The 21295-nt window shown below is 52.8% G+C and carries 17 protein-coding genes, 1 tRNA gene and 1 other annotated feature; of the genes, 12 read left to right on the top strand and 6 right to left on the bottom strand.

What is annotated here, in order from left to right; all coding sequences use genetic code 11:
* Positions 1 to 14 precede the first annotated feature (14 nt).
* Both gyrB and gyrA read left to right on the top strand, forming a co-directional pair.
* The gene (gene gyrB, locus JOE21_RS06555) at positions 15 to 1934 is read left to right on the top strand and encodes a DNA topoisomerase (ATP-hydrolyzing) subunit B (protein WP_374709333.1); all 1920 of its coding nucleotides are present in this window, start codon (positions 15 to 17) and stop codon (positions 1932 to 1934) included.
* A 35-nt stretch (positions 1935 to 1969) separates the two neighbouring features.
* Positions 1970 to 4411, top strand: coding sequence for a DNA gyrase subunit A (gene gyrA / locus JOE21_RS06550; RefSeq protein ID WP_309863948.1), 2442 nt, complete (start codon positions 1970 to 1972; stop codon positions 4409 to 4411).
* A gap of 1 nt (position 4412) precedes the next feature.
* Here gyrA and JOE21_RS06545 read toward each other — a convergent pair whose 3' ends face one another.
* The 5 genes from JOE21_RS06545 to JOE21_RS06525 all read right to left on the bottom strand — a co-directional run bounded on the left by JOE21_RS06545 (position 4413) and on the right by JOE21_RS06525 (position 9004).
* Positions 4413 to 5435, bottom strand: coding sequence for a YaaC family protein (locus tag JOE21_RS06545; RefSeq protein WP_309863945.1), 1023 nt, complete (start codon positions 5433 to 5435; stop codon positions 4413 to 4415).
* A gap of 737 nt (positions 5436 to 6172) precedes the next feature.
* Entirely contained in the window at positions 6173 to 7099 is a 927-nt protein-coding gene (locus tag JOE21_RS06540; protein ID WP_309863943.1) for an ATP-binding cassette domain-containing protein, read from the bottom strand.
* Positions 7096 to 7515: a GntR family transcriptional regulator gene (locus JOE21_RS06535; RefSeq protein ID WP_309863940.1), complete on the bottom strand. Its 420-nt coding sequence runs from the start codon at positions 7513 to 7515 to the stop codon at positions 7096 to 7098. The genes JOE21_RS06540 and JOE21_RS06535 overlap by 4 nt, the downstream gene beginning before the upstream one ends.
* Position 7516: 1 nt before the next feature.
* Positions 7517 to 8248, bottom strand: a complete 732-nt coding sequence (locus tag JOE21_RS06530; protein ID WP_309863936.1) for a hypothetical protein — start codon at positions 8246 to 8248, stop codon at positions 7517 to 7519.
* 18 nt (positions 8249 to 8266) lie between these two features.
* Complete coding sequence (locus JOE21_RS06525) at positions 8267 to 9004, bottom strand: hypothetical protein (protein ID WP_309863934.1); 738 nt, start codon at positions 9002 to 9004, stop codon at positions 8267 to 8269.
* Between the two features lie 331 nt (positions 9005 to 9335).
* Here JOE21_RS06525 and guaB point away from each other — a divergent pair, with 331 nt between their 5' ends.
* From guaB to JOE21_RS06480, 9 genes are all read left to right on the top strand, one after another.
* Positions 9336 to 10793 (top strand): IMP dehydrogenase, encoded by a 1458-nt coding sequence (gene guaB, locus JOE21_RS06520; protein WP_309863932.1) that lies wholly within the window; start codon positions 9336 to 9338, stop codon positions 10791 to 10793.
* A gap of 245 nt (positions 10794 to 11038) precedes the next feature.
* Positions 11039 to 12277, top strand: a complete 1239-nt coding sequence (locus tag JOE21_RS06515; protein WP_309863929.1) for a D-alanyl-D-alanine carboxypeptidase family protein — start codon at positions 11039 to 11041, stop codon at positions 12275 to 12277.
* A 203-nt stretch (positions 12278 to 12480) separates the two neighbouring features.
* Positions 12481 to 13383: a pyridoxal 5'-phosphate synthase lyase subunit PdxS gene (gene pdxS / locus JOE21_RS06510; RefSeq protein ID WP_309863928.1), complete on the top strand. Its 903-nt coding sequence runs from the start codon at positions 12481 to 12483 to the stop codon at positions 13381 to 13383.
* 26 nt (positions 13384 to 13409) lie between these two features.
* Positions 13410 to 13994 (top strand): pyridoxal 5'-phosphate synthase glutaminase subunit PdxT, encoded by a 585-nt coding sequence (pdxT, locus tag JOE21_RS06505; RefSeq protein ID WP_309863926.1) that lies wholly within the window; start codon positions 13410 to 13412, stop codon positions 13992 to 13994.
* 15 nt (positions 13995 to 14009) lie between these two features.
* Positions 14010 to 14232, top strand: a binding site (T-box leader).
* 43 nt (positions 14233 to 14275) lie between these two features.
* Positions 14276 to 15556 carry a serine--tRNA ligase gene (serS, locus tag JOE21_RS06500; protein ID WP_309863923.1) on the top strand — a complete coding sequence of 427 codons (1281 nt, stop codon included), beginning with the start codon at positions 14276 to 14278 and terminating at the stop codon, positions 15554 to 15556.
* Positions 15557 to 15756: 200 nt separating this feature from the next.
* Positions 15757 to 15846, top strand: a tRNA-Ser gene (locus tag JOE21_RS06495).
* 363 nt (positions 15847 to 16209) lie between these two features.
* Positions 16210 to 17439, top strand: coding sequence for a S8 family peptidase (locus tag JOE21_RS06490; protein ID WP_309863920.1), 1230 nt, complete (start codon positions 16210 to 16212; stop codon positions 17437 to 17439).
* A gap of 234 nt (positions 17440 to 17673) precedes the next feature.
* The gene (gene glpX, locus JOE21_RS06485) at positions 17674 to 18663 is read left to right on the top strand and encodes a class II fructose-bisphosphatase (RefSeq protein ID WP_309863918.1); all 990 of its coding nucleotides are present in this window, start codon (positions 17674 to 17676) and stop codon (positions 18661 to 18663) included.
* Positions 18664 to 18870: 207 nt separating this feature from the next.
* Entirely contained in the window at positions 18871 to 20295 is a 1425-nt protein-coding gene (locus tag JOE21_RS06480; protein ID WP_309864945.1) for an NADP-dependent glyceraldehyde-3-phosphate dehydrogenase, read from the top strand.
* Between the two features lie 153 nt (positions 20296 to 20448).
* Here the strand turns inward: JOE21_RS06480 and JOE21_RS17770 are convergent, their stop codons facing one another.
* Positions 20449 to 20568, bottom strand: coding sequence for a YheC/YheD family protein (locus JOE21_RS17770; protein WP_374709332.1), 120 nt, complete (start codon positions 20566 to 20568; stop codon positions 20449 to 20451).
* Between the two features lie 355 nt (positions 20569 to 20923).
* Here JOE21_RS17770 and JOE21_RS06475 point away from each other — a divergent pair, with 355 nt between their 5' ends.
* Positions 20924 to 21226 carry a DUF4212 domain-containing protein gene (locus tag JOE21_RS06475; protein ID WP_309863916.1) on the top strand — a complete coding sequence of 101 codons (303 nt, stop codon included), beginning with the start codon at positions 20924 to 20926 and terminating at the stop codon, positions 21224 to 21226.
* Positions 21227 to 21295 lie beyond the last annotated feature (69 nt).

Genomic DNA, 21295 nt, shown 5'->3' with positions numbered 1-21295 from the left:
GCAGGTGAGTGGTGGTGGCAATGAAAAACATGAACTATGATGAAACGCAAATTCAGGTGTTGGAAGGGTTGGAGGCGGTCCGGAAGCGTCCGGGTATGTATATCGGCTCCACCGGAGCCCGTGGCCTCCACCATTTGGTCTGGGAAGTGGTGGACAACAGTATCGATGAAGCGTTGGCCGGTCGTTGTGACACGATCGGGGTGACGGTTCATGAGGATAACAGCATCACCGTTGTGGATAATGGCAGCGGAATCCCGGTGGGGATCCATCCCAAGATGGGTCGACCCGCCGTGGAAGTGGTGATGACAGTTCTTCACGCCGGCGGGAAATTTGACGGAGACGGATACAAATTCTCCGGGGGTCTCCACGGTGTGGGGATTTCCGTTGTAAATGCCTTGTCGGAATGGGTGAAGGTCGAGGTGAAACGGGAAGGGAAAATCCATCGGCAGCACTATCGCCGGGGAATTCCCGAAGCGGACCTGGAAGTGGTCGGTCAAACCAAAGAGACTGGGACGACCATCACATTTAAACCGGATCCCGAAGTGTTTACCGAGACGACGGAATACGATATCGAAACGCTGAAAAAACGGCTTCAGGAAATGGCCTTCCTCAATCAGGGGGTCCGGATCCAACTAACCGACGAGCGCGGGGAAGGACAGTCCTACGATTATCGATACGAGGGCGGGATTCGGTCCTTTGTCGAACACCTGAACCGAAACCGGGAAAGTCTGCACCAGCCGCCGATCTATATTGAAGGGCAGCGGGACGATATCATCGTCCAGATTGCCTTGCAATATAACGACAGTTTTTCCAGCAACATTTATTCTTACGCCAACAATATCCACACCCATGAAGGCGGCACCCACGAGTCGGGGTTTAAATCGGCCCTCACACGGGTGGTCAACGATTATGCCCGTCGTCACAACCTCTTGAAGGAGAATGACAATAACCTGTCGGGCGACGATACCCGGGAAGGGTTGACCGCTATTATCAGCATCAAGATTCCCGATCCCCAGTTTGAGGGTCAGACAAAAACCAAACTGGGCAACTCTGAAGCCCGGACGGCGACAGAGACTCTCTTTGCCGAGCAATTTCTCACCTTCCTGGAGGAAAACCCTGCGGTCTCCAAAAAGGTGATCAATAAATCAGTGATGGCCGCCCGTGCCCGGGAAGCCGCGCGGAAGGCCCGGGAACTGACCCGGCGGAAAAATGCGCTGGAAGTCAGTTCACTTCCGGGTAAACTGGCCGACTGCAGTTCCCGTAAAGCGGAGATCAGCGAACTCTACCTGGTGGAGGGGGACTCCGCCGGAGGAACGGCCAAACAAGGCCGGGACCGTATGTTCCAGGCGATCCTCCCCTTGCGCGGAAAGATTATTAACGTGGAGAAAGCCCGCCTGGACAAGGCTCTTTCCAACGAAGAGGTACGGACGATCATTACCGCCCTGGGCACGGGCATCGGTGAGGACTTTCAGCTGTCCAAGGCCCGTTACCATAAAATCGTCATTATGACGGATGCCGATGTGGATGGAGCCCATATCCGCACCCTGCTGCTCACCTTTTTCTTCCGCTACATGCGCGAGCTGATCGAAGAAGGGTATATTTACATCGCCCAGCCGCCGCTGTACAAGCTGCAACAGGGAAAAACCGTCCTTTACGCCTTTAACGACAAGGAAAAGGACCGAATGATGGAGGAACTGAAGGCCAAGGGGAAAGGAAAAATCGAATTGCAGCGTTACAAAGGGTTGGGGGAGATGACCGCCGTTCAGTTATGGGAAACGACCATGGACCCGGAAAGCCGTACACTGTTGCAAGTGTCGCTGCAAGATGCGATGGATGCGGACCAAGTGTTTGAAACCCTGATGGGAGACAAGGTGGAGCCACGTCGGGAGTTTATCCAGGAATATGCCAGACAGGTCCGAAACCTGGACATCTGAAGAGCGATTGATGAAGGAGCGGAGGGAAGCGATTCATGCCTGAAGAAACGAGTCGGATCAGCGAGATCAATATTAGCCAGGAGATGCGCAACTCCTTCCTGGATTACGCCATGAGTGTCATCGTCAGCCGGGCGTTGCCCGATGTCCGGGACGGATTGAAGCCGGTTCACCGGCGGATTCTCTACACCATGCACGAGCTGGGCATGACTCCGGACAAGGGGTACCGCAAATCGGCCAACGTGGTCGGTAATGTGCTGGCTTCCTACCATCCCCACGGGGACGTGGCGGTGTACGACACCATGGTCCGGATGGCCCAGGATTTCTCCTACCGGTACATGCTGGTGGACGGTCACGGGAACTTCGGTTCCGTCGACGGGGATGCCCCCGCCGCGATGCGTTACACGGAGGCTCGGATGGCCTCCATCACCCAGGAGTTGCTCCGGGACATCCAAAAAGAGACCATCGATTACGGCCCCAACTACGACGGCCGTCTGGAGGAACCCTTGGTGTTGCCTTCCCGCTTCCCCAACCTGCTGGTTAACGGAGCTGCGGGGATCGCTGTAGGAATGGCCACCAACATCCCTCCTCACAACCTGGGGGAGGTGATCGATGGGCTGTTGGCTTTGATCGATGACCCGGAGATCACGATTGACGGGTTGATGAAGTATATCAAGGGGCCCGATTTCCCCACCGCCGGCGCCATCCTGGGCCGGGAGGGCATCAAGAAGGCGTATCACACCGGCAGGGGCAGCATCAAGATGCAAGCCAAGACCCGCATCGAGGAAGCCAACAACGGCAAGGCCCGTATCGTCGTGGAAGAGCTCCCCTACCAGGTGAACAAGGCGAAACTGGTGGAAAAAATCGCAGAGTTGGTACGGGATAAGAAAGTGGACGGCATCACCGATCTCAGGGATGAGTCCGACCGCAACGGCATGCGGGTCATTATCGAGCTGCGCCGGGATGTTAACCCCAAGGTGCTCCTCAATAACCTGTACAAGCATACCAACCTGCAAACCAGCTTCGGGGTGAATATGCTGGCTCTGGTGGACGGCAAACCCCTGGTTCTCAATTTGAAACAGGTGCTTCACCATTACCTGGAACATCAGATCGAAGTCATCCGTCGACGCACCCAATTCGATTTGCGCAAAGCGGAAGAGCGGGCTCATATCCTGGAAGGGTTGCGCATCGCTCTGGATCACATCGATGAAGTGATCGCCCTGATCCGGGGATCGCAAACCGGACAGGAAGCCAAGGACGGTCTGATGGAGCAGTTCGGCTTGTCGGAGAAACAAGCCCAAGCCATCCTGGACATGCGTTTGCAGCGTCTGACCGGCCTGGAACGGGAGAAAATTGAAAACGAGTACGAGGAACTGCTAAAAACCATCGCCGAGCTGAAGGCGATTCTGGCTTCCGAAGAGCGGATTCGCGGTGTGGTGCGGGACGAATTGTCCGAAGTCAGGGAAAAGTACGCGGACGAGCGTCGGAGCCGGATTGTATTCGATGCCGAAGAGATTGCGGATGAAGACCTGATCCCCGAAGAGGAAGTTACCATCATGCTCACCCACCGCGGCTATATCAAACGGATGCCCCTGGCCGGTTACCGTGCCCAGCGGCGGGGCGGGCGCGGGGTGTCGGGAATGGGAACGAGGGAGGATGACTTTGTCCACCACTTGTTTGTCACTAATTCCCACAACACGCTCCTCTTCTTCTCCAACAAGGGGAAAGTATACCGCATGAAGGCGTATGAGGTGCCGGAGCTGTCACGGGCGGCACGGGGAACGCCGATCATCAACCTGATCCAAATCGATCAGGGGGAGTATATCGAAGCGGTGATTCCCGTGAAGGAATTCAGCCCCGACTATACGCTCTTCTTCGGCACGAAACACGGGATCGTCAAAAAGACCCCGTTGGAGGAGTTTGGACACATCCGGCGCAATGGCCTCTTTGCCATTAACCTGCGTGAAGGGGACGAACTGGTGGGGGTTCGTCTGACGGATGGACAACAGGAGATCATCCTGGGGACCAAACTCGGATTGTCCATCCGCTTCCCCGAGGAGGACGTGCGCCGGATGGGGCGGACGGCTACCGGTGTGAAAGGAATCGCCTTGGGTGAGAAAGATGAAGTGATCGGCATGGACATTGTCTCCCCTGAACTGGATACGCTGATCGTCACCAGTAAAGGATACGGCAAGCGTACTCCGCTCTCGGAGTACCGGACCCAGTCCCGGGGCGGCAAGGGGATTAAGACACTGAGTGTCACCAAACGGAAAGGCCATGTGGTCGGTCTGAAGGTGGTGTCATCGGATGAAGATCTGATGATCGTCACCACCTCCGGAGTGGTAATCCGGATGAACATTTCCGGTATTTCCACCATGGGACGCTACGCTCAGGGAGTGAAATTAATTTCCCTGCGGGAAGGCGAAGAAGTGGCCACTCTGGCCCGCGTTGCTGCCACCGATGAAGAAGACGATGAGTAATTTATGGTTGGGTGAAGACAAAGCGCTCTTCAAACAAAGCCTCCAGGATCAGCTGGGGGCTTTTTCGTTGGGTCAGTTGTAAAAATTCCTGAACCAACACCCCCTCTTCGGATGCCCACCCATGGATCATCTCCCCCCACAAAGGAGTCTCATAACGGCACAACATGCTGAGGGAAAACAACAGGATGTAGTGAACCAGAATTTCAGCAGGGAGCCATTGGGGACGGTTTGGGTGGACAGCCAAGTAGCGATTGCCGCCGACGTCTTCTCGGATCCAGGGGTGGGGAACCGCCGGTTCCGGATGGGATATTTTCACGTATACTTTTCCATCTTTGGTATACGTTTCGTCGGTGGAAAAGGAGGTGCTCGCAGGATGGCGATGGCGTTCCAATGATTGGGCCAGTCCCCGGGGAGTCAGATGGAGACGATCCAGGACGGCTTCCTCTACAATCATCCAGGCAGGGTCGCTTTCAATCCAGGCGATCGGGAACAAGGTGGCTTCTCTGAACAATTGCCGGTAGCTGTCCTGTAACTCTGGAAGGAGTGAAAACAGAGTCTGTATGGACCAGCGTTCTCCCATGCATCCCCCTTCTCCTGCAATCGTCGCCAGAAGGGGAAACAACCCTTCCCGTTGTATTCGTATTTCCTCCCGGAACAGGGAAAAGGAAGCGGGTTTTCGTTTGCGGGTGGACAACCCATGCTTTAAGACTGAAGTGGTGCGGGGATAGTCGGGGTCTTCCGACAGGACCCAGGCTTTCGCCAGGTTCATCAACCCATAGTAGGCCAACAGCGGTCGGATGAAGATGTCACTGTCCCGGGCGGCTTTATACAAAGCACGGGCTTGCTTGACATGGTGGATCAAGGAGTGGGCGGCACGGAATGCGTCCCGTTCCGGACTTTCCCTGTTTTTTCTCCGGTATTTTTCCTCGAGGAATCGGCGCACGGTGGTTTCGGTTTCCAACAATAAATACAGGTTCCAGATTTTCTCTTCTGGTGATTCACAGGGGATCCGTCGCCGTTTCATGAGAATTGCCGACAGGAGACTTGCTCATTCATTGGCGTAGAGGAATGTCGGCGTTGCTCGGTATCCCCCTTGTAGGGATGCTTAGAGCAACCATCTTTTCTCCTGTCGTCCTCCTTTCTAACGTAGGATTCTTGGCAAATTTGTCGAATAAAATAAACATAGCCGAAACCCGAATGGGACTGATCGCGAGCAAAGAGAAAACCGTTGGGCACCCATGGTGCCATAAGGCACTCTTGCCGAATCACTAAGCGATCCATACACCCTAAGGGAGTAGGAGTCTACCTACACATCTGGGAATGGGAGTACTGTTGTGCAGGGACTGCATCAGCATGACTGGTGTGGTACGGGTAGCTGTCAACCTGCCCGATGTAACATCAACTCAAGGTCAGAGTCGAAAGACGCTCGCATGACTGGATCGTTACAAGCTCACATTTTAATGAGTCGTTGACCCCTCTTCCCCCTTCTGTTGTAGTCAGGTTTAAATAGTGTGGCCTTACAGTTCCTTCCTTATGAAGGGCTGATTCCCTGAGGATTCCGCACAAACCTGTGGATAAGCTGTGGGGATTGGGGATAACTATGGGGATTTTATTAAGTTAGGACTTGTCAAGGAATCCGTTTTTCAAAACAAAAGCCCGTCTGAATCCACAATCAGTGGTATACAGACGGGCTTTTTCCGTGGGAATGGAGGGTGGTGCACCAAAGTCCATTCTCTATTGTAGAAAAATATTTTATAAGCTTTACGATTGGTTGTGGATCGGGTCAGTATGGTTGCTGGCGGGAGACTCTTGTTCCAGCAGAAAGAGTTCCTGTAAAATCTCGCTTAGTTCCATCGCGAGGGTTTGGGTTACGATATAGCCTTGCTGGGACAAAATCGAACGGGTTTTTGTAAAGGAGCGGGTGATTAAGCGAACGGGCGGTCCTGCTTCGACTCGGACCACACCCGGCAGCGAAGCCGCTTGAGCGGGAAGGGCATCCAACCATAGCTCTTTCCATTCTTCCGTCAACTGATCTTTTTCATAGGATCCGATATAACGCCCCTTGTGGATGAGGACCAACACATCGGCCAGCTTGCGAATATCTTCCGCTCGATGGGTGGCCAACACCACGCTGCGATTTTCATCCGGTTGCAGAAAACGGTCCATCTCTTGTGAGAAAGCCCGTTGGCCAAAAAAGTCGAGTCCGTCCGTCGGTTCGTCCAGCAGCAGGAGTTGCGGTTCTGCCGACAGCGCCATCGCCAGCGAAAGGCGCTTTTTTTCCCCTTTGGACAGCTGATGGTACTTGGATTGAACGGGAATCTCCAACTCTCGGATCAATCGTTTGTACGTTTCCTGATTCCAGCGAGGATACCATTGGGAAATGAACGAAACCAGATGGGTCACGTTTACTTTGCCATGGTCCAGGGATTCCTCCGGTACGTAACCGATCCGTTCCTTGATCGCTACTTCTTCCTCGGGATAACGTCGTCCAAACAAATGCAACGTTCCTTCTTCCGGCTGGACCAGTTGCATCATCATGCGAAACAGCGTGCTCTTACCGGAGCCGTTAGGGCCCACCAGGGCATATACCAACCCGGGTTCGATATCCCAATCGATAGGCCCCAGACGGAAGGCGGGATAGGTTTTGCATAAGGATTTCATCGTGACCAGCTGATCCGGATGAGTCATCTTTTGTCCTCCTCTTGCTTGCGATGATGGGGAGAGCCTGCGTGTTTTAGCCCTTCTTCAAAATAAGCGCGGATTTCACGGATGGAAAAATCCATGCGCAATCCATGATCGATGGCTTCTTGAAGTGTCTGGCGAAGCGTTTCCTGACGATGGCTCTCCCGTCTGGGATCTTCCACTTCAGCCACAAATGTTCCCCGCCCCTGCTGGGTCACGATCAGCCCCTCGCTTTCCAGATCTTGATACGCGCGTCGGGTGGTGATGACACTGCACCCCAAATCCTGAGCCAATGCCCGGATCGAGGGGAGCGGTGTACCCGACGGAAGCTGGTTGCTGTATATCAGGTCTTTTAATTGGTCGTGAATTTGCCGGTAGATCGGTACGTTTTTCCCGGCTTCCACCCGGATCGGCAGGGCCATGTTACCACTCCCTCTTAGACAATCGCTGCTCCCATGCTTTTGTGGACAACCCGGTAATCAGAAAAGAGGCGAGGAGTGCCGCCAATCCCAACCAGGGCCAGGTTTCGCTCCACAAGAGGGTCCATTGGAATACGCTTTTTCCCGATAGATAATAGATAGGGCTGACGGTGAAGAGGAGTGTGCAGTAATAGGCGATCAGGACACCGATAAAGGCGGTTTCATCCCCTTCCCCCCATTCCAACCGTTGAATCCAGCATCCCCATAAAAAGGAGCCTGTTAACCATAAAAGGGAAAGTGTGAGGAAGCCGACGGGACTGATCGCTTCGCGCAAGGTCGGGCTCAACATCACCATTCCGCCATAGAGAAGGCCGCCGTTTGTGATTGCAGCCGTCCATGTTCGCAACAGGCTGTATCGGGCCATTCCACGGTGGGAGATGGGAAGCGTACGCAAAAAAGCGATACGGGTTTTTGTAAGTTTTCCGATCCGCAACGGATTCTGATAAGGGCGATCCATAAACGGAATGGTAATCCACGGTACGGCAAACGCGAGCAGAAACAGATCCAGCATGATTGGCGATAACATATCTTTTTCAGGGGAGGCGGCTAGATGTTCATAGAAAATCACGAAAATGAGGGTGTGGATGATCGTAAATCCCCAGGTGAGCACCCATTTTTTTCGATGGGCGGTCCAATCGTGAAAGAGTAAGTTCCAGGCTTCTCGGCTGATGGTCATGGGAATCCTCCTCTCCCTTTAAAGGTCCCGCTGGATTAAGCGCCTTTCAATCAGGAGGGACCACCCCGCCATCCCCCCGTATCCGATGAGCAAAGCCAGGGGTCCTGCCCATGGGGCTTGGGAAGCCCATTGAACCGTTCGTTCAATCCAGCTGATCTCTGTCCATAACCAGTGGGACCAGACTAACAGGGGGCAGGCCAACAGGATGAGAGCGGAAATCCACCAATAAGTCCAGCGACTGGTCGTTCCCCATTCCACCAGCGGGTAGATTCCCCCGACAGCCAGACCATAACCAAACCAAATCGCTGCAAATACAAGAAATTCACCGGGGGTGAGCCATTGGCGAAACATCCACCCAATGATGTATATCGTAGAAAAAAACGCAGAGGAGCATAAGAGGGCCAGTCCCAACACCTGAAACATGCGGGAGCGGACAAATCCTGCGGTGGATACGGGTAAGATGCGCAGGATCGACAACCGTCGATCAAACATCTCCCTCATTTTCAGGGGATACCAGTATTCCCGCCCCCAGATCACAGTGAACATAGGGATGAAAAAAATGAAATAAAAATCGAGCATCAATCCGTTAAGCGAGATTGAACTGGAAGAATCCCCTGGGTCCGCCAATCCATTTAACATCATGGCTGCGAGGGCCCCCAGGAGAAGGGAAAACAACCAGGTGAACACCAATTCGGGCCAATACCGTTTCCAATCGTAACGCAGAAGACGCCAGGCTTCCTGAGTGGGAGTCATCATGGGTAACCTCCTCATGTCTGGATTTCTTCATCCGTCTTTCACCGGTGAGTCTTGTTCTCCAGAAATGGACATTCCGCGGATGAGTGCGGGTGGTCGGGGGAGACTCAGGATAAGAGTGTTCCGGATGAAAACAGCAATTGAATTGTGCATATGTATATTAACAGTATAATCAATATGCCTGCAAGCCTTTTTTTTGAAAAAAGGTGTTTTTTCCGAACCCGAAAAAACAGCAAGAATCCAGCTGTGACGCGACTTGACACGAATTGGGCGGTCTGATAAACTTTCAAAAACCAATTTGACGGATCTTATCAAAAAGGGGACGGGAATGTCGATGTGGGAAAACAAATTCTCCAAAGAAGGCCTCACCTTTGACGATGTGCTGCTGCTGCCGGCAAAATCAGATATCCTTCCGCGGGATGTGGACATCCGTACGCGTTTGGCGGAAAATATTCAGCTGAACACGCCTTTGATCAGTGCGGGGATGGATACGGTGACAGAGGCACCGATGGCGATCGCCATGGCCCGGCAGGGCGGGATCGGGATTATTCACAAGAACATGAAGATCCAGGAGCAAGCGGGGGAAGTGGATCGGGTAAAGCGGTCCGAGAGCGGAGTGATTACCAATCCCTTCTATCTGCATCCGGATCACCGCGTGTACGATGCGGAAGCGCTGATGGCGAAATACCGTATTTCGGGAGTGCCGATCGTCGACGAAAACGAAAAGTTGGTCGGGATTCTTACCAACCGGGATTTGCGGTTTATCCACGATTATTCCACCCCTATTTCCGAAGTGATGACCAAGGAGAACCTGGTGACGGCCCCGGTGGGAACCACGCTGCAGGACGCGGAAGGCATTTTGCAGCGGCATAAAATCGAGAAACTGCCTCTGGTGGACTCAGGGGGGATTCTTAAGGGACTCATCACCATCAAAGACATCGAAAAGGCAACCCTGTTCCCCCATGCAGCCAAGGATCGACAGGGCCGACTGCTGGCAGGTGCCGCCGTCGGTGTCTCTCACGACACGATGGAGCGGGCCGCTGCTCTTGTGGAAGCCGAAGTGGACCTTTTGGTGGTAGATACAGCTCATGGTCATTCCAAAGGAGTTTTGGAGACGGTTGCCCGTCTGCGTTCGGAATATCCCGAACTGGTGATTGTGGCCGGTAATGTGGCCACCGGTGAAGGCACGCGGGATTTGATCGAGGCTGGGGCCAGTGTGGTCAAAGTGGGAATTGGACCCGGTTCCATCTGTACCACCCGTGTCGTGGCAGGAATCGGTGTTCCGCAGATCACCGCCATCTATGACTGTGCGACCGTTGCACGGGAATACGGGATTCCGATCATCGCCGATGGGGGGATCCGGTTCTCCGGCGATATTGTTAAGGCTTTGGCCGCCGGTGCGGATGTGGTCATGTTGGGGAGCTTGTTTGCCGGTACAGAAGAATCCCCCGGCGAGACGGAAATCTATCAAGGCCGCCAGTTTAAAGTGTATCGCGGGATGGGTTCCATCGGAGCGATGCGTGCCGGCAGCAAAGATCGCTATTTCCAGGAAAACGAACAGAAGCTGGTGCCGGAGGGGATTGAGGGGCGTGTTCCCTTTAAAGGCCCCTTGGCGGATACGGTTTATCAATTGGTTGGCGGGATCCGTGCGGGAATGGGGTATTGCGGAACAAAAAACCTAAATGAACTGAAGGATCATGCCCGGTTTATCCGCATTACCAACGCATCCCTGCGGGAAAGCCATCCCCATGATATCCAGATCACCAAGGAAGCTCCCAACTACAATTTGTAAGGAACAAAAGGTCCGGGGGATCCGCTGATGGCAGGATGAAGGGGCGGATTGCCGGAAAACGGTTCACTCTTTCCTGAGCACGGGTCTTTGAAGGCCTGTGCTCTTTGATTCCTCCAGAAGTCGTACCCGCTGATCCACCTTTTTTCCGCTTTCCAACCCGCTTTGCTTACGGTAAACTGGTCATGGCATCTTTTTCTAATATGGATGGAAAGGTATGAGAGAGAGAAATGGGATGGGGGCGAGTGATGAAGGACTGGGGGAGACGAGCGGCTCTCCTCTGTTTCATTGCAGGATTGTTGCTGGGTCTGTGGATTCCGGGAATACCGGTTCATGCCATGGCGGACGAACCGGCGGTGCCGCTGGATATTCAAGCTCGTTCCTATGTATTGATGGAAATGGAAAGCGGTCGGGTGTTGGCGGATGAAAACAGTGATATCCCTTATGAACCGGCCAGCTTAACCAAACTCATGACCGAGTATGTTCTCCTGAGAAAAGTAGAAAAGGGGGAACTTGCCTGGGACGAGACTGTCACAATCAGTGCGAATGCGGCTTCGATCGGTGAGGCGCAAGTCTTTTTGCGCATGGGAGAGAAACGGACCGTAGAAGAACTTTTTCATGCTTTGTCGATTCGCTCTGCCAACGATGCTGCCGTGGCACTGGCGGAACATGTGGCTGGTAGTGAAACGAAGTTTGTAGATTTAATGAATCAAACGGCCACAGAGCTGGGATTGACAGACACTCACTTTCGCAACAGCACCGGTTTGCCGATGTGGCTTTATCGGGATCCTCCCCGTGTGGGTGGAAAGCATCACATGTCCGCTGCCGATGTGGCAGAATTGACGCGCCGCTTGTTGCTGGACTTTCCTGAGATCCGACAGATCATTTCCCATTCCCGGTATACGTTCCGGAACGGAGAACCGAGGGAAATGCGGTTGAGAAACACCAACGAGATGCTTCCGGGGCTGGCCCATTATTATGAGGGAGTAGACGGGGTGAAGACGGGGTATACCCGTAAAGCCGGGTATTGTTTCGCTGGCAGCGCCGAACGGGGGGATGTGCGGCTCATCTCTGTCGTAATGGGGACTGTCTCTCACATTCAGCGCTTTCGGGAAACGGCTAAACTGCTGGATCACGGATTTGATCAAATTGAATGGATGGACTTTGTCCAAAAGGGTGATCCCATTCCGGGAATGGCACAAGCATCGGTGAAGAACGGTGTGGAGACGGAAGTGGCCCTGGCAGCGGACGGGAATGTGCGCTATCCAGTACGAAAAGGGGAAGAAGACCATTATTCCTGGGATGTATCTCTCACCGGGGAGCTGGAAGCCCCGCTTCGTGCCGGAACCGTAGTGGGTAAGGCCAAGTTTGTGTATGATGGAGAAGAAGTGGACGGGATCGAACCCGTACCGGTGGTTGTTGCGGAAGATGTGGAAGCGGCGGGGTGGTTTCGCCTCTTTTTCCGCAGAATCGCCAATTGGTTCTAAGTAACAACCGGATCCTGTCTCCCTGTCATTGTCAATAACCGTACCTTTGGTTACAATGGTTCTAATGAAGTGAGGGATTTCCGGTAAAACTAGGGAAGGTGCCCTTCCGGGACGACAATTCGGTAGGGCTTCGCCCCAAAGGAAAGTTGCCCTTACAGGACGATAATTAGAGGGGCTGCGCCTAAGAGGAGAGGATGACGATCATGTCTGAAAACAACAAGGGACATCTGACTGGGACCGACCGTGTGAAACGCGGGATGGCTGAAATGCAAAAAGGCGGCGTCATCATGGACGTTGTGAATGCCGAACAGGCGAAAATAGCGGAGGAAGCGGGAGCCGTGGCTGTGATGGCTCTCGAACGCGTGCCGGCGGATATTCGCGCGGCCGGCGGGGTCGCCCGGATGGCGGATCCCACGATCATTGAAGAAGTGATGAATGCGGTCAGCATCCCGGTGATGGCCAAGGCCCGGATCGGCCATTTTGTAGAAGCGCGCCTGCTGGAAGCGATGGGCGTCGACTATATTGATGAAAGTGAAGTGTTGACCCCGGCAGATGATCTTTTCCATATCGATAAAGGGAGTTTTACGGTGCCTTTTGTCTGCGGTGCCCGTGATCTGGGTGAAGCGTTGCGCCGGATCGGCGAAGGGGCTTCCATGATTCGGACCAAAGGAGAACCCGGCACCGGCAATATCGTGGAAGCGGTCAAACATATGCGCCAAATGATGGGTCAAATTCGTCAGGTTCAGTCCATGTCCCGGGATGAACTGATGGCGGAGGCCAAAAAGCTGGGGGCCCCTTACGACCTGCTCCTCTACGTGCATGAAAACGGCAAGCTGCCGGTGGTTAACTTTGCTGCTGGTGGAGTGGCCACTCCGGCGGATGCAGCTTTGATGATGCACCTGGGTTCCGATGGTGTGTTTGTCGGTTCCGGTATTTTTAAATCGGAAAGCCCGGCTAAGTTCGCCAAAGCCATCGTGGAAGCCACCACTCATTATGAGGACTACACGTTGATGGCCGAACTGTCCAAAGGTCTGGGCACGGCGATGAAAGGGATGGAAATTTCGACCCTGCAACCGGCAGACCGGATGCAGGAACGCGGTTGGTGAGAGGCGAAACTGGAGGGTATGGATAGATGAAGATTGGGGTTCTTGCCCTGCAGGGGGCCGTTCGTGAACATCTTTCCATGTTGGAATCCGCCGGTGCGGAGCCCTTGCCGGTAAAACGGCCGGATGCCTTGGAACAGGTGGATGGCTTGGTCATTCCCGGGGGAGAGTCCACGACGATCGGCAAATTGATGCACCAGTACGGGTTGATGGAACCGATCCGGCAACGGGCGTTGGCGGGAATGCCTATTTTTGGAACGTGTGCCGGATTGATTCTCTTGGCCAAACGGATCGAGGGAACGGAACAATCCCATCTGGGGTTGATGGATCTCACCGTTCGCCGCAATGCCTTTGGAAGGCAGCGGGAGAGCTTTGAAGCCCGTCTTCGTGTAGACGGGGTGGCGGATGATTTTGAGGCGGTCTTTATCCGTGCACCCCTGATCGTGGAAACGGGACCGGCAGTGGATGTCCTGTCGTCGGTGGAGGAGCGGATCGTCATTGTACAGGAAGGACATCTGTTGGGAGCATCCTTCCATCCGGAATTGACGGATGATCCCCGCCTGCATCACCATTTTGTCGGGATGGTCCGCCACTCCAAAGCAGTAAGTGCCTGATAAGCACTCATATGAGGAACAGCGGAGATGAGAACCAGTACCCTGTGTGACGGAACGACAGAGAGGCGGTGGTGGGTGCAAACCGCCCCGTTCGCCAGGGGAATCCCTCTCGGAGCTGGGCGCGAAAAGCGACAACGATTCGTTAAGCGCACCCGGTTGGCGACCGTGACCCCGCCACAGAGAGGACCGGCTCAGCCGGTCAATGAGGGTGGCAACGCGGAACCTTTTCGTCCCTTGGGATGGAGGTTCCTTTTATTTTTTTGAGAAAGAAGGTGTTTGGCATGCTGGATATCAAGTGGCTGCGCAACCATATGGATCTGGTGCGGGAGAAGTATCAGCACCGGGGCGAAGATGTGAGCGGTTTGGACATCATTTTGGATCTGGACGAACAACGCCGCCGCGGGCTGGCGGAGACAGAGCAGCTGAAAAACCGTCGTAATACGGTCTCCAAAGAGATCGCCCAAAAGAAAAAGGCGGGAGAAGACGCTTCTGCTGTCATTCTGGAGATGCGCCAAGTAGGGGATCGCATCAAGGAACTGGACGAAGAAATCCGCCAGGTGGATGAACAGTTACGCCAAGTGTTGCTCACCCTCCCCAATATTCCTCATGAGAGCGTACCCGTCGGCGATAGTGAGGATGAGAATGTGCCGGTTCGTCATTGGGGTGAGATTCCATCGTTTCCCTTTGAACCACAAGCGCACTGGGATCTGGCTAAAGAGATGAATCTGTTGGACTTTGAGCGCGCAGGCAAGGTAACCGGTTCCCGTTTCGTCTTTTATAAAGGAATCGGAGCCCGCCTTGAACGGGCTTTAATCAATTTTATGCTGGACCTGCATACGGAACGGCACGGGTATACGGAAATGATCCCGCCTTTTATGGTGAATCGGGACAGTATGACGGGAACCGGACAGCTTCCCAAATTTGCTGAGGATTCTTTTGCTGTTGCCGATACCGGATATTATTTGATTCCCACCGCAGAAGTGCCGGTAACCAACTATCACGCAGATGAAATCCTTGCCGGTGACGAATTGCCCGCAAAATATGCCGCCTTCAGCGCCAACTTCCGTTCCGAAGCCGGCTCTGCCGGTCGGGATACCCGCGGTCTGATCCGTAACCACCAGTTTAACAAGGTGGAGCTGGTAAAACTGGTGAAACCGGAAACCTCCTACGAGGAACTGGAAAGCCTGGTTCAAGATGTGGAACAAGTACTTCAACGGCTCAACCTTCCCTATCGGGTGCTGAACATGTGCACGGCAGATCTTGGATTCACAGCAGCTAAAAAGTACGATCTGGAAGTGTGGCTTCCCAGTTCCGGTACCTATCGTGAGATTTCTTCCTGCAGCAACTTCGAGGATTTCCAAGCCAGGCGGGCCAATATTCGTTTTCGGCGTGGCGCGGGTTCCAAACCGGAATTTGTCCACACCTTGAACGGATCCGGTCTGGCTGTCGGCCGCACGGTGGCCGCCATTCTGGAAAACTTTCAACAGGAGGACGGCAGTGTACAGATCCCGGAGGCGCTTCGGCCCTACATGGGTGGATTGGAACGGATCGCACGGGATTAGGGCCTGTCTGGTCGTTCAATTTTCCGCAAGAACAGGAGAGGGTCGGTATGGCTGGCGGAGAGCTTTTGTGCTTTTTGCAACGTAACGAAGACAGCCATACTGACCCGGGATCTCGCCCTACAGATTGTTCAGACACGCCCTAGTCTTTCTTGAAGCGTTTGTCGATATGTGATACAATAGCGGGGCAGTTTGCCCCTTGTGGAGAGGTGGTCGAGTGGTTTAAGGCAGCGGTCTTGAAAACCGCCGAGGGTTTACGCCCTCCGTGGGTTCGAATCCCACCCTCTCCGCCAATGATCGGTGTTTCGGTAAAAGTGAATATAGCGATGAAATAGGAAGTCGTCCATTTTTCGGGCGACTTTTTCCTATTGAGCGGTTAGCAAAACCCCCATCGATTGACCGTGTTCAAAATCCGAAAAAAATAATTTGGATATAATGAAACTTTTCTTATGAAATAATCGTATTTAATAATGAGAGAAAATGAAAAAATACTTTGGAGTTACAAGGATTTTGTAAGGTTGGAAAGTCATTTTCCTCTTTTCGGATGAATTGTTTTCTTCTCCATTGGGACTTCGAAATAATAAATAATATTATGAATGTGAATGATTTATTCATAATATTATGAATAAAATGGCAAGGAGTGACGAACACGAATCATGAAACGTCATGTTTCTTTTCTATCCGCTCTGTTGTTGATGGCTGTCCTGATGATGCCTGCCGCTCCCGATGCCCATGCGGCGGAAGCCTCATCGTCCTATGTGACTGGAGAAGTTATCGTTAAATTCAAGGATGATGTAAACAAATCGGAGAAAGCGTCGATTAATGGTGAAATGGATGCCAAGACCGTCTCCCACAATGAACAGATTGGGTTTGATGTCGTAGAAGTGGATGGTCCGGTAGAAGAAGCGATAGAAGAGTATAACGAGAATTCGGACGTCGAGTTTGCCGAGCCCAACTACATAGCGGAAGCTTATTTCGAGCCCAATGATCCGGAATATTCCAAACAGTATGCCCTGCAAATCGTGGAAGCACCGAAAGCCTGGGATGTTACCAAAGGCAGCCAAGATGTTAAAGTGGCGATTCTGGACACCGGTGTCGATTATAACCATGAAGATTTGGCAGGAAAAGTGGAAAAAGGCGGGGACTATATCGATAACGATCAGGATCCCATGGATGAACAAGGACACGGTACCCACTGCGCCGGGATTGCTGCTGCAGCTACCGATAACGGGATCGGGATTGCGGGGATGGCTCCGGATGTCACCATTTATGCGGTCCGCGTCCTGGATGCAAACGGGTCGGGGTCCTACGATGCCATTGCCAAGGGGATCATTGATGCAGCGGATGCCGGTTCCGACGTCATCAGCATGAGTCTGGGAGGATCGCAAGGATCCCGGACCCTTGAAGAGGCAGTAAACTATGCTCATGAACAAGGATCCGTCGTGGTGGCGGCAGCAGGTAATTCAAGCACCAATGCACCCAGTTATCCTGCCTACTATGAAAATGCCATTGCAGTAGCAGCTACGGATGAAAATGATCGATTGGCCAATTTCTCCAATTACGGCGACTGGGTGGATGTAGCGGCACCGGGGGTCAATATCCTGTCCACCATGCCGAATAATCAATATCAAAATCAATCCGGTACTTCGATGGCCACTCCATATGTTGCCGGTTTGGCGGGATTGATCGCTTCTCAAGGGAAAAGTGGCGACGAAATCCGGGAAGCGATAGAAAGTTCCGCAGACAAGATCGACGGCACCGGTTCCAACTTTACCCATGGTCGGATTAACGCTGCGAAAGCGGTTGAAACCGTTCCGGAAATTGATCCGGAGAATACAAAATCCACATCCGGATCGTTTTGGGATTGGTTTACCAGTCTGTTTTAAAACAGAGTCATCGTCGTTCTCCATGGCAAAACGAGTCCCTTCTCCAGGTTTTATGGGCTTTACATCCTGGAGGGGAGAGGTTACTATAAATTGAAGAAAGATTCCTGCTGAATCTGTACTCTGGGACCGGAGATGACAGGAGAGTCCCTCGCTCGGCGGTTTGTCTGCGCCGTGGCGGGGACTCTTTTTCTTTTGACAATTGGAATGTGCAGGATCGGGAGAGGGGATCGGTACATGGAGAGAAGTCTGACGATGGATTTGGTTCGGGTGACGGAAGCCGCTGCGGTGGCTTCCGGACGGTGGATGGGCTTTGGCAGAAAAGAGGAGGCGGATGAAGCGGCCACATCCGCGATGCGCAATGTTTTTGACACCATTCCGATTCAGGGAACGGTGGTCATCGGTGAAGGGGAGATGGATGAAGCCCCGATGCTTTATATCGGAGAACGTCTCGGCCTGGGCACTCAGGCTGAGGTGGATGTGGCCGTCGACCCGCTTGAAGGAACTCATATTGTGGCCAACGGATTGTGGAATGCTCTCTCCGTTGTGGCCGTGGCGGACCGGGGGAACCTGTTGCATGCCCCCGACATGTATATGGACAAGATCGCTGTTGGTCCCGGTGCTGTCGGCCATATCGATCTGGAGGCCCCTGTCGCCGACAACTTGAAAGCGACTGCACGTGCCTTGGGTAAAGATAAGAACGATCTGGTTGCGGTTATCTTGGACCGACCGCGTCATGCTTCGCTGATTGATGAAGTGCGCAAAAGCGGAGCGCGGATTAAATTGATTCCCGACGGTGACGTGGCTGCTGCCATCAATACCGCTTTTGCTGACACCGGGGTGGATATCCTGTTCGGTTCCGGCGGTGCTCCAGAAGGGGTCCTGGCGGCGGTGGCCCTTAAGTGTCTGGGTGGAGAGATCCAAGGGCGGTTGCTGCCGGAGAATGAAGAGCAGTTTCTCCGTTGCCGCAAAATGGGGCTGCATGATCCTGGAAAGGTCCTGCGGATGGACGACTTAGTGAAAGGGGATGACGCCATTTTTGCCGCTACCGGGGTGACGGATGGAGAATTGTTAAAGGGGGTTCGCTACAAGGGTAACCAGGCTGCCACCCACTCCGTTGTGATGCGAGCCAAAACCGGTACGATCCGATTTATTGACGGCAAGCACCGTCTGGAGAAAAAGCCGGATCTTGTTCTGAAGGAAACGGTTGGTGGATATAGGAAATGAGGAGACTCCCCATTAATGTTGACGATAACGTTGACAAATAAGTTTGCTTCCTTTAGGATGGAGCAAAATAAATACACAAAATTGCATATGTATACTTTGATTTAAACAGGGATCGGAATAAGAAAATAGGGATGGTGTATCCGTGACTGGAAATAGACGGATTAGACGAAATATTTGGAAAGGGGATCTGAAATGGGACAAGAGACGATGGTGGACGTTGGATTCCAGTTAACCGGTGATTGGCTGCAATGTTCTTCCAAACGACGATTGGAGATTGTATCTCCTCAGGGAGAGGTGATCGGCAGGGTTCCGGCCATGACCCGGGAGGAAGTGGATCGGGCTCTTAGTAAATCCCGCCGAGTTCAAAAAGAATGGGCGAAGGTTCCCTTGTATGAACGGGGGCAGATCTTGCTCACATGGGCGGATGAATTAATCAAGCGATCGGATGAGATCGCCGATATGATTATGAAAGAAGTGGGAAAAAAGAAATCGTCGGCAAAAGACGAGGTGACAAGAACGGCGGATCTGATCCGTTATACCGTGGAGGAAGGAAAAAGAATCCACGGGGAGATGATGAAAGGGGACTCTTTTCAAGGGGGGAGTGCTGGTAAAGTCGCCATCATTGAAAGAGAAGCACTCGGGTTGGTTCTGGCCATCTCTCCTTTTAATTACCCTGTCAACTTATCCGCCGCCAAATTGGCCCCAGCGTTGATCTCGGGGAATGCCGTCGTGTTAAAACCGGCCACTCAGGGTTCTATCAGCGCCCTTCTCATGGCGGATGCTCTCATGACAGCCGGACTGCCCAAGGGAGTTCTCCATGTTGTGACAGGGAGGGGATCGGAAATCGGTGATTGGCTGGTTGCCCATCCTGCGATTGACATGATTTCGTTCACAGGAGGAACGAAGACAGGGCAGGATATCGCCCGGAAGGCTGGGATGATCCCGACAGTGCTGGAGCTGGGTGGAAAGGATCCGGCGATTGTCCTTGAAGATGCGGATGTGGAAAAAGCAGCAGGTCAGATCGTCAGTGGTGCTTTTTCCTATTCCGGGCAGCGGTGTACGGCCATCAAGCGGGTGTTGGTGATGGAGGAGGTGGCGGATCAGCTGGTTGAACAGATACAGAAAAAAGTGGAGGGGTTACGTGTCGGGTTACCGGAAGATGATGCTGACGTCACGCCTTTGATCGATTCAGCGTCCGCTGATTTCGTCCACAGCCTGATCCTGGATGCTTTGGAGAAGGGAGCTGTTTCCCGGACGGAATACCGAAAAGAAGGCAACTTGATATCCCCCACGGTATTGGATCATGTAACCGAGGAGATGAGAGTGTCTTGGGAAGAACCTTTTGGTCCCGTGCTGCCGATTATCCGCGTAACGAGTGAACAGGAAGCAGTGGAAACGGCGAATCAATCCGAATACGGACTTCAAGCCAGCGTGTTCACAAAAAATATGGACAAGGCTTTTTCCATCGCTTCGCAATTGGATGTGGGTACCGTGCAGTTGAATGGGAAAACCGAACGGGGACCGGATCACTTTCCGTTCCTGGGAGTGAAAAAGTCCGGGGCGGGGGTGCAGGGAGTACGGAAAAGCATTGAATCGATGACAAGAGAGAAAGTGACTGTCCTGAACTTGTAAGAGAGACACTAAAAAAGCCGGGTGGGAACCCCCCGGCTTTTTGTTCGCTTTTTAGGGGAGGGGATGAATCAGGTAGATTCGGGAATTCCATTGGCAGGGGGGAATACACTTTTTCGAAAACGGAGGATTCTCCTGTAAGCATTGGGATCGGCTTTAAGTGTGAATGGACGGTAACATATCATTCACCTCAAAGATCCAAACCTGTTTCTGTCGATCCAATCCCAAATCGATGGAGATCTCTTTGATATCAGATGAGAACAGTCGATATCGCATGAAATAACAGAAATAATGGATGATACAGATTATTGCGTAGATTGTTTGATTCTGTTATCGTAAAAGTTACTCCGTTAGAAGTAGGATGACCCTCCGGTTAGAGGGGTGCGGCACAGACGGAAAGAGCTTTCGATTATTCCTTTCGTTGAAGGTGAAGCCATTGTTTTATTTGTTTCTGTTTCTCACGGTTACCTCTCTGTTTTTGGCATGGAAATGGAAGAAGCCATTGTTGCTGACCATCCCGTTCTTTTCACTGTTTGTTTACACCCTCGTGCAAATTGCGATGGTACCAATGGGTTTTTTTGAAACGTTGAAGTTTATTTTCAGCCTGCGTTGACGCAAGGAGGGTTTTTTCGTGAAGAAAGTGGACAAGCAAGTGGCGGAAGCTTATTTTCGCAAGCGGGTCCGGTTGATGATCGGGTACTTAATCGTTTGGGCTTTGGTTTCCTTTGGGGTGGTGGCCTTGGCTGAACCGCTGTCCGGGTTTACTTTTAATGGAATGCCGTTTCATTATTTTATGGGCGCTCAGGGTTCCATCCTCACATTCATCGTGTTGTTGTTTGTTAACGCCGTTGTGACGGATCGAATCGACAAAGAATTCGGTATCGATGAAAAAGCAAATGAAGGACTACATACCGGCAAACCGTTGGATCACTAGGGCGTGTCTGAATAATCCGTAGGCGGGACCCTCTCTTGTTCTAACGAAAAATTGAATGACCAGACAGGC

The organism is Desmospora profundinema (assembly GCF_031454155.1).
In the GTDB taxonomy this organism is placed as follows: Bacteria; Bacillota; Bacilli; order Thermoactinomycetales; family DSM-45169; genus Desmospora; species Desmospora profundinema.
The sequence above is the reverse complement of the archived record's forward strand: the minus strand, read 5'-3'. Positions and strand labels throughout refer to the sequence as shown.

Bases quoted from the DNA above. Each gene is read 5' to 3' on its own strand.
- pdxS (WP_309863928.1), top strand. From the start codon at position 12,481: ATGTCTGAAAACAACAAGGGACATCTGACTGGGACCGACCGTGTGAAA.
- JOE21_RS06530 (WP_309863936.1), bottom strand. From the start codon at position 8,248: ATGACCATCAGCCGAGAAGCCTGGAACTTACTCTTTCACGATTGGACC.
- JOE21_RS17770 (WP_374709332.1), bottom strand. From the start codon at position 20,568: ATGCGATATCGACTGTTCTCATCTGATATCAAAGAGATCTCCATCGAT.
- guaB (WP_309863932.1), top strand. From the start codon at position 9,336: ATGTGGGAAAACAAATTCTCCAAAGAAGGCCTCACCTTTGACGATGTG.
- serS (WP_309863923.1), top strand. From the start codon at position 14,276: ATGCTGGATATCAAGTGGCTGCGCAACCATATGGATCTGGTGCGGGAG.
- pdxT (WP_309863926.1), top strand. From the start codon at position 13,410: ATGAAGATTGGGGTTCTTGCCCTGCAGGGGGCCGTTCGTGAACATCTT.
- JOE21_RS06545 (WP_309863945.1), bottom strand. From the start codon at position 5,435: ATGAAACGGCGACGGATCCCCTGTGAATCACCAGAAGAGAAAATCTGG.
- JOE21_RS06515 (WP_309863929.1), top strand. From the start codon at position 11,039: ATGAAGGACTGGGGGAGACGAGCGGCTCTCCTCTGTTTCATTGCAGGA.
- JOE21_RS06535 (WP_309863940.1), bottom strand. From the start codon at position 7,515: ATGGCCCTGCCGATCCGGGTGGAAGCCGGGAAAAACGTACCGATCTAC.
- JOE21_RS06525 (WP_309863934.1), bottom strand. From the start codon at position 9,004: ATGATGACTCCCACTCAGGAAGCCTGGCGTCTTCTGCGTTACGATTGG.
- JOE21_RS06480 (WP_309864945.1), top strand. From the start codon at position 18,871: ATGGTGGACGTTGGATTCCAGTTAACCGGTGATTGGCTGCAATGTTCT.
- JOE21_RS06490 (WP_309863920.1), top strand. From the start codon at position 16,210: ATGAAACGTCATGTTTCTTTTCTATCCGCTCTGTTGTTGATGGCTGTC.
- glpX (WP_309863918.1), top strand. From the start codon at position 17,674: ATGGAGAGAAGTCTGACGATGGATTTGGTTCGGGTGACGGAAGCCGCT.
- gyrA (WP_309863948.1), top strand. From the start codon at position 1,970: ATGCCTGAAGAAACGAGTCGGATCAGCGAGATCAATATTAGCCAGGAG.
- JOE21_RS06540 (WP_309863943.1), bottom strand. From the start codon at position 7,099: ATGACTCATCCGGATCAGCTGGTCACGATGAAATCCTTATGCAAAACC.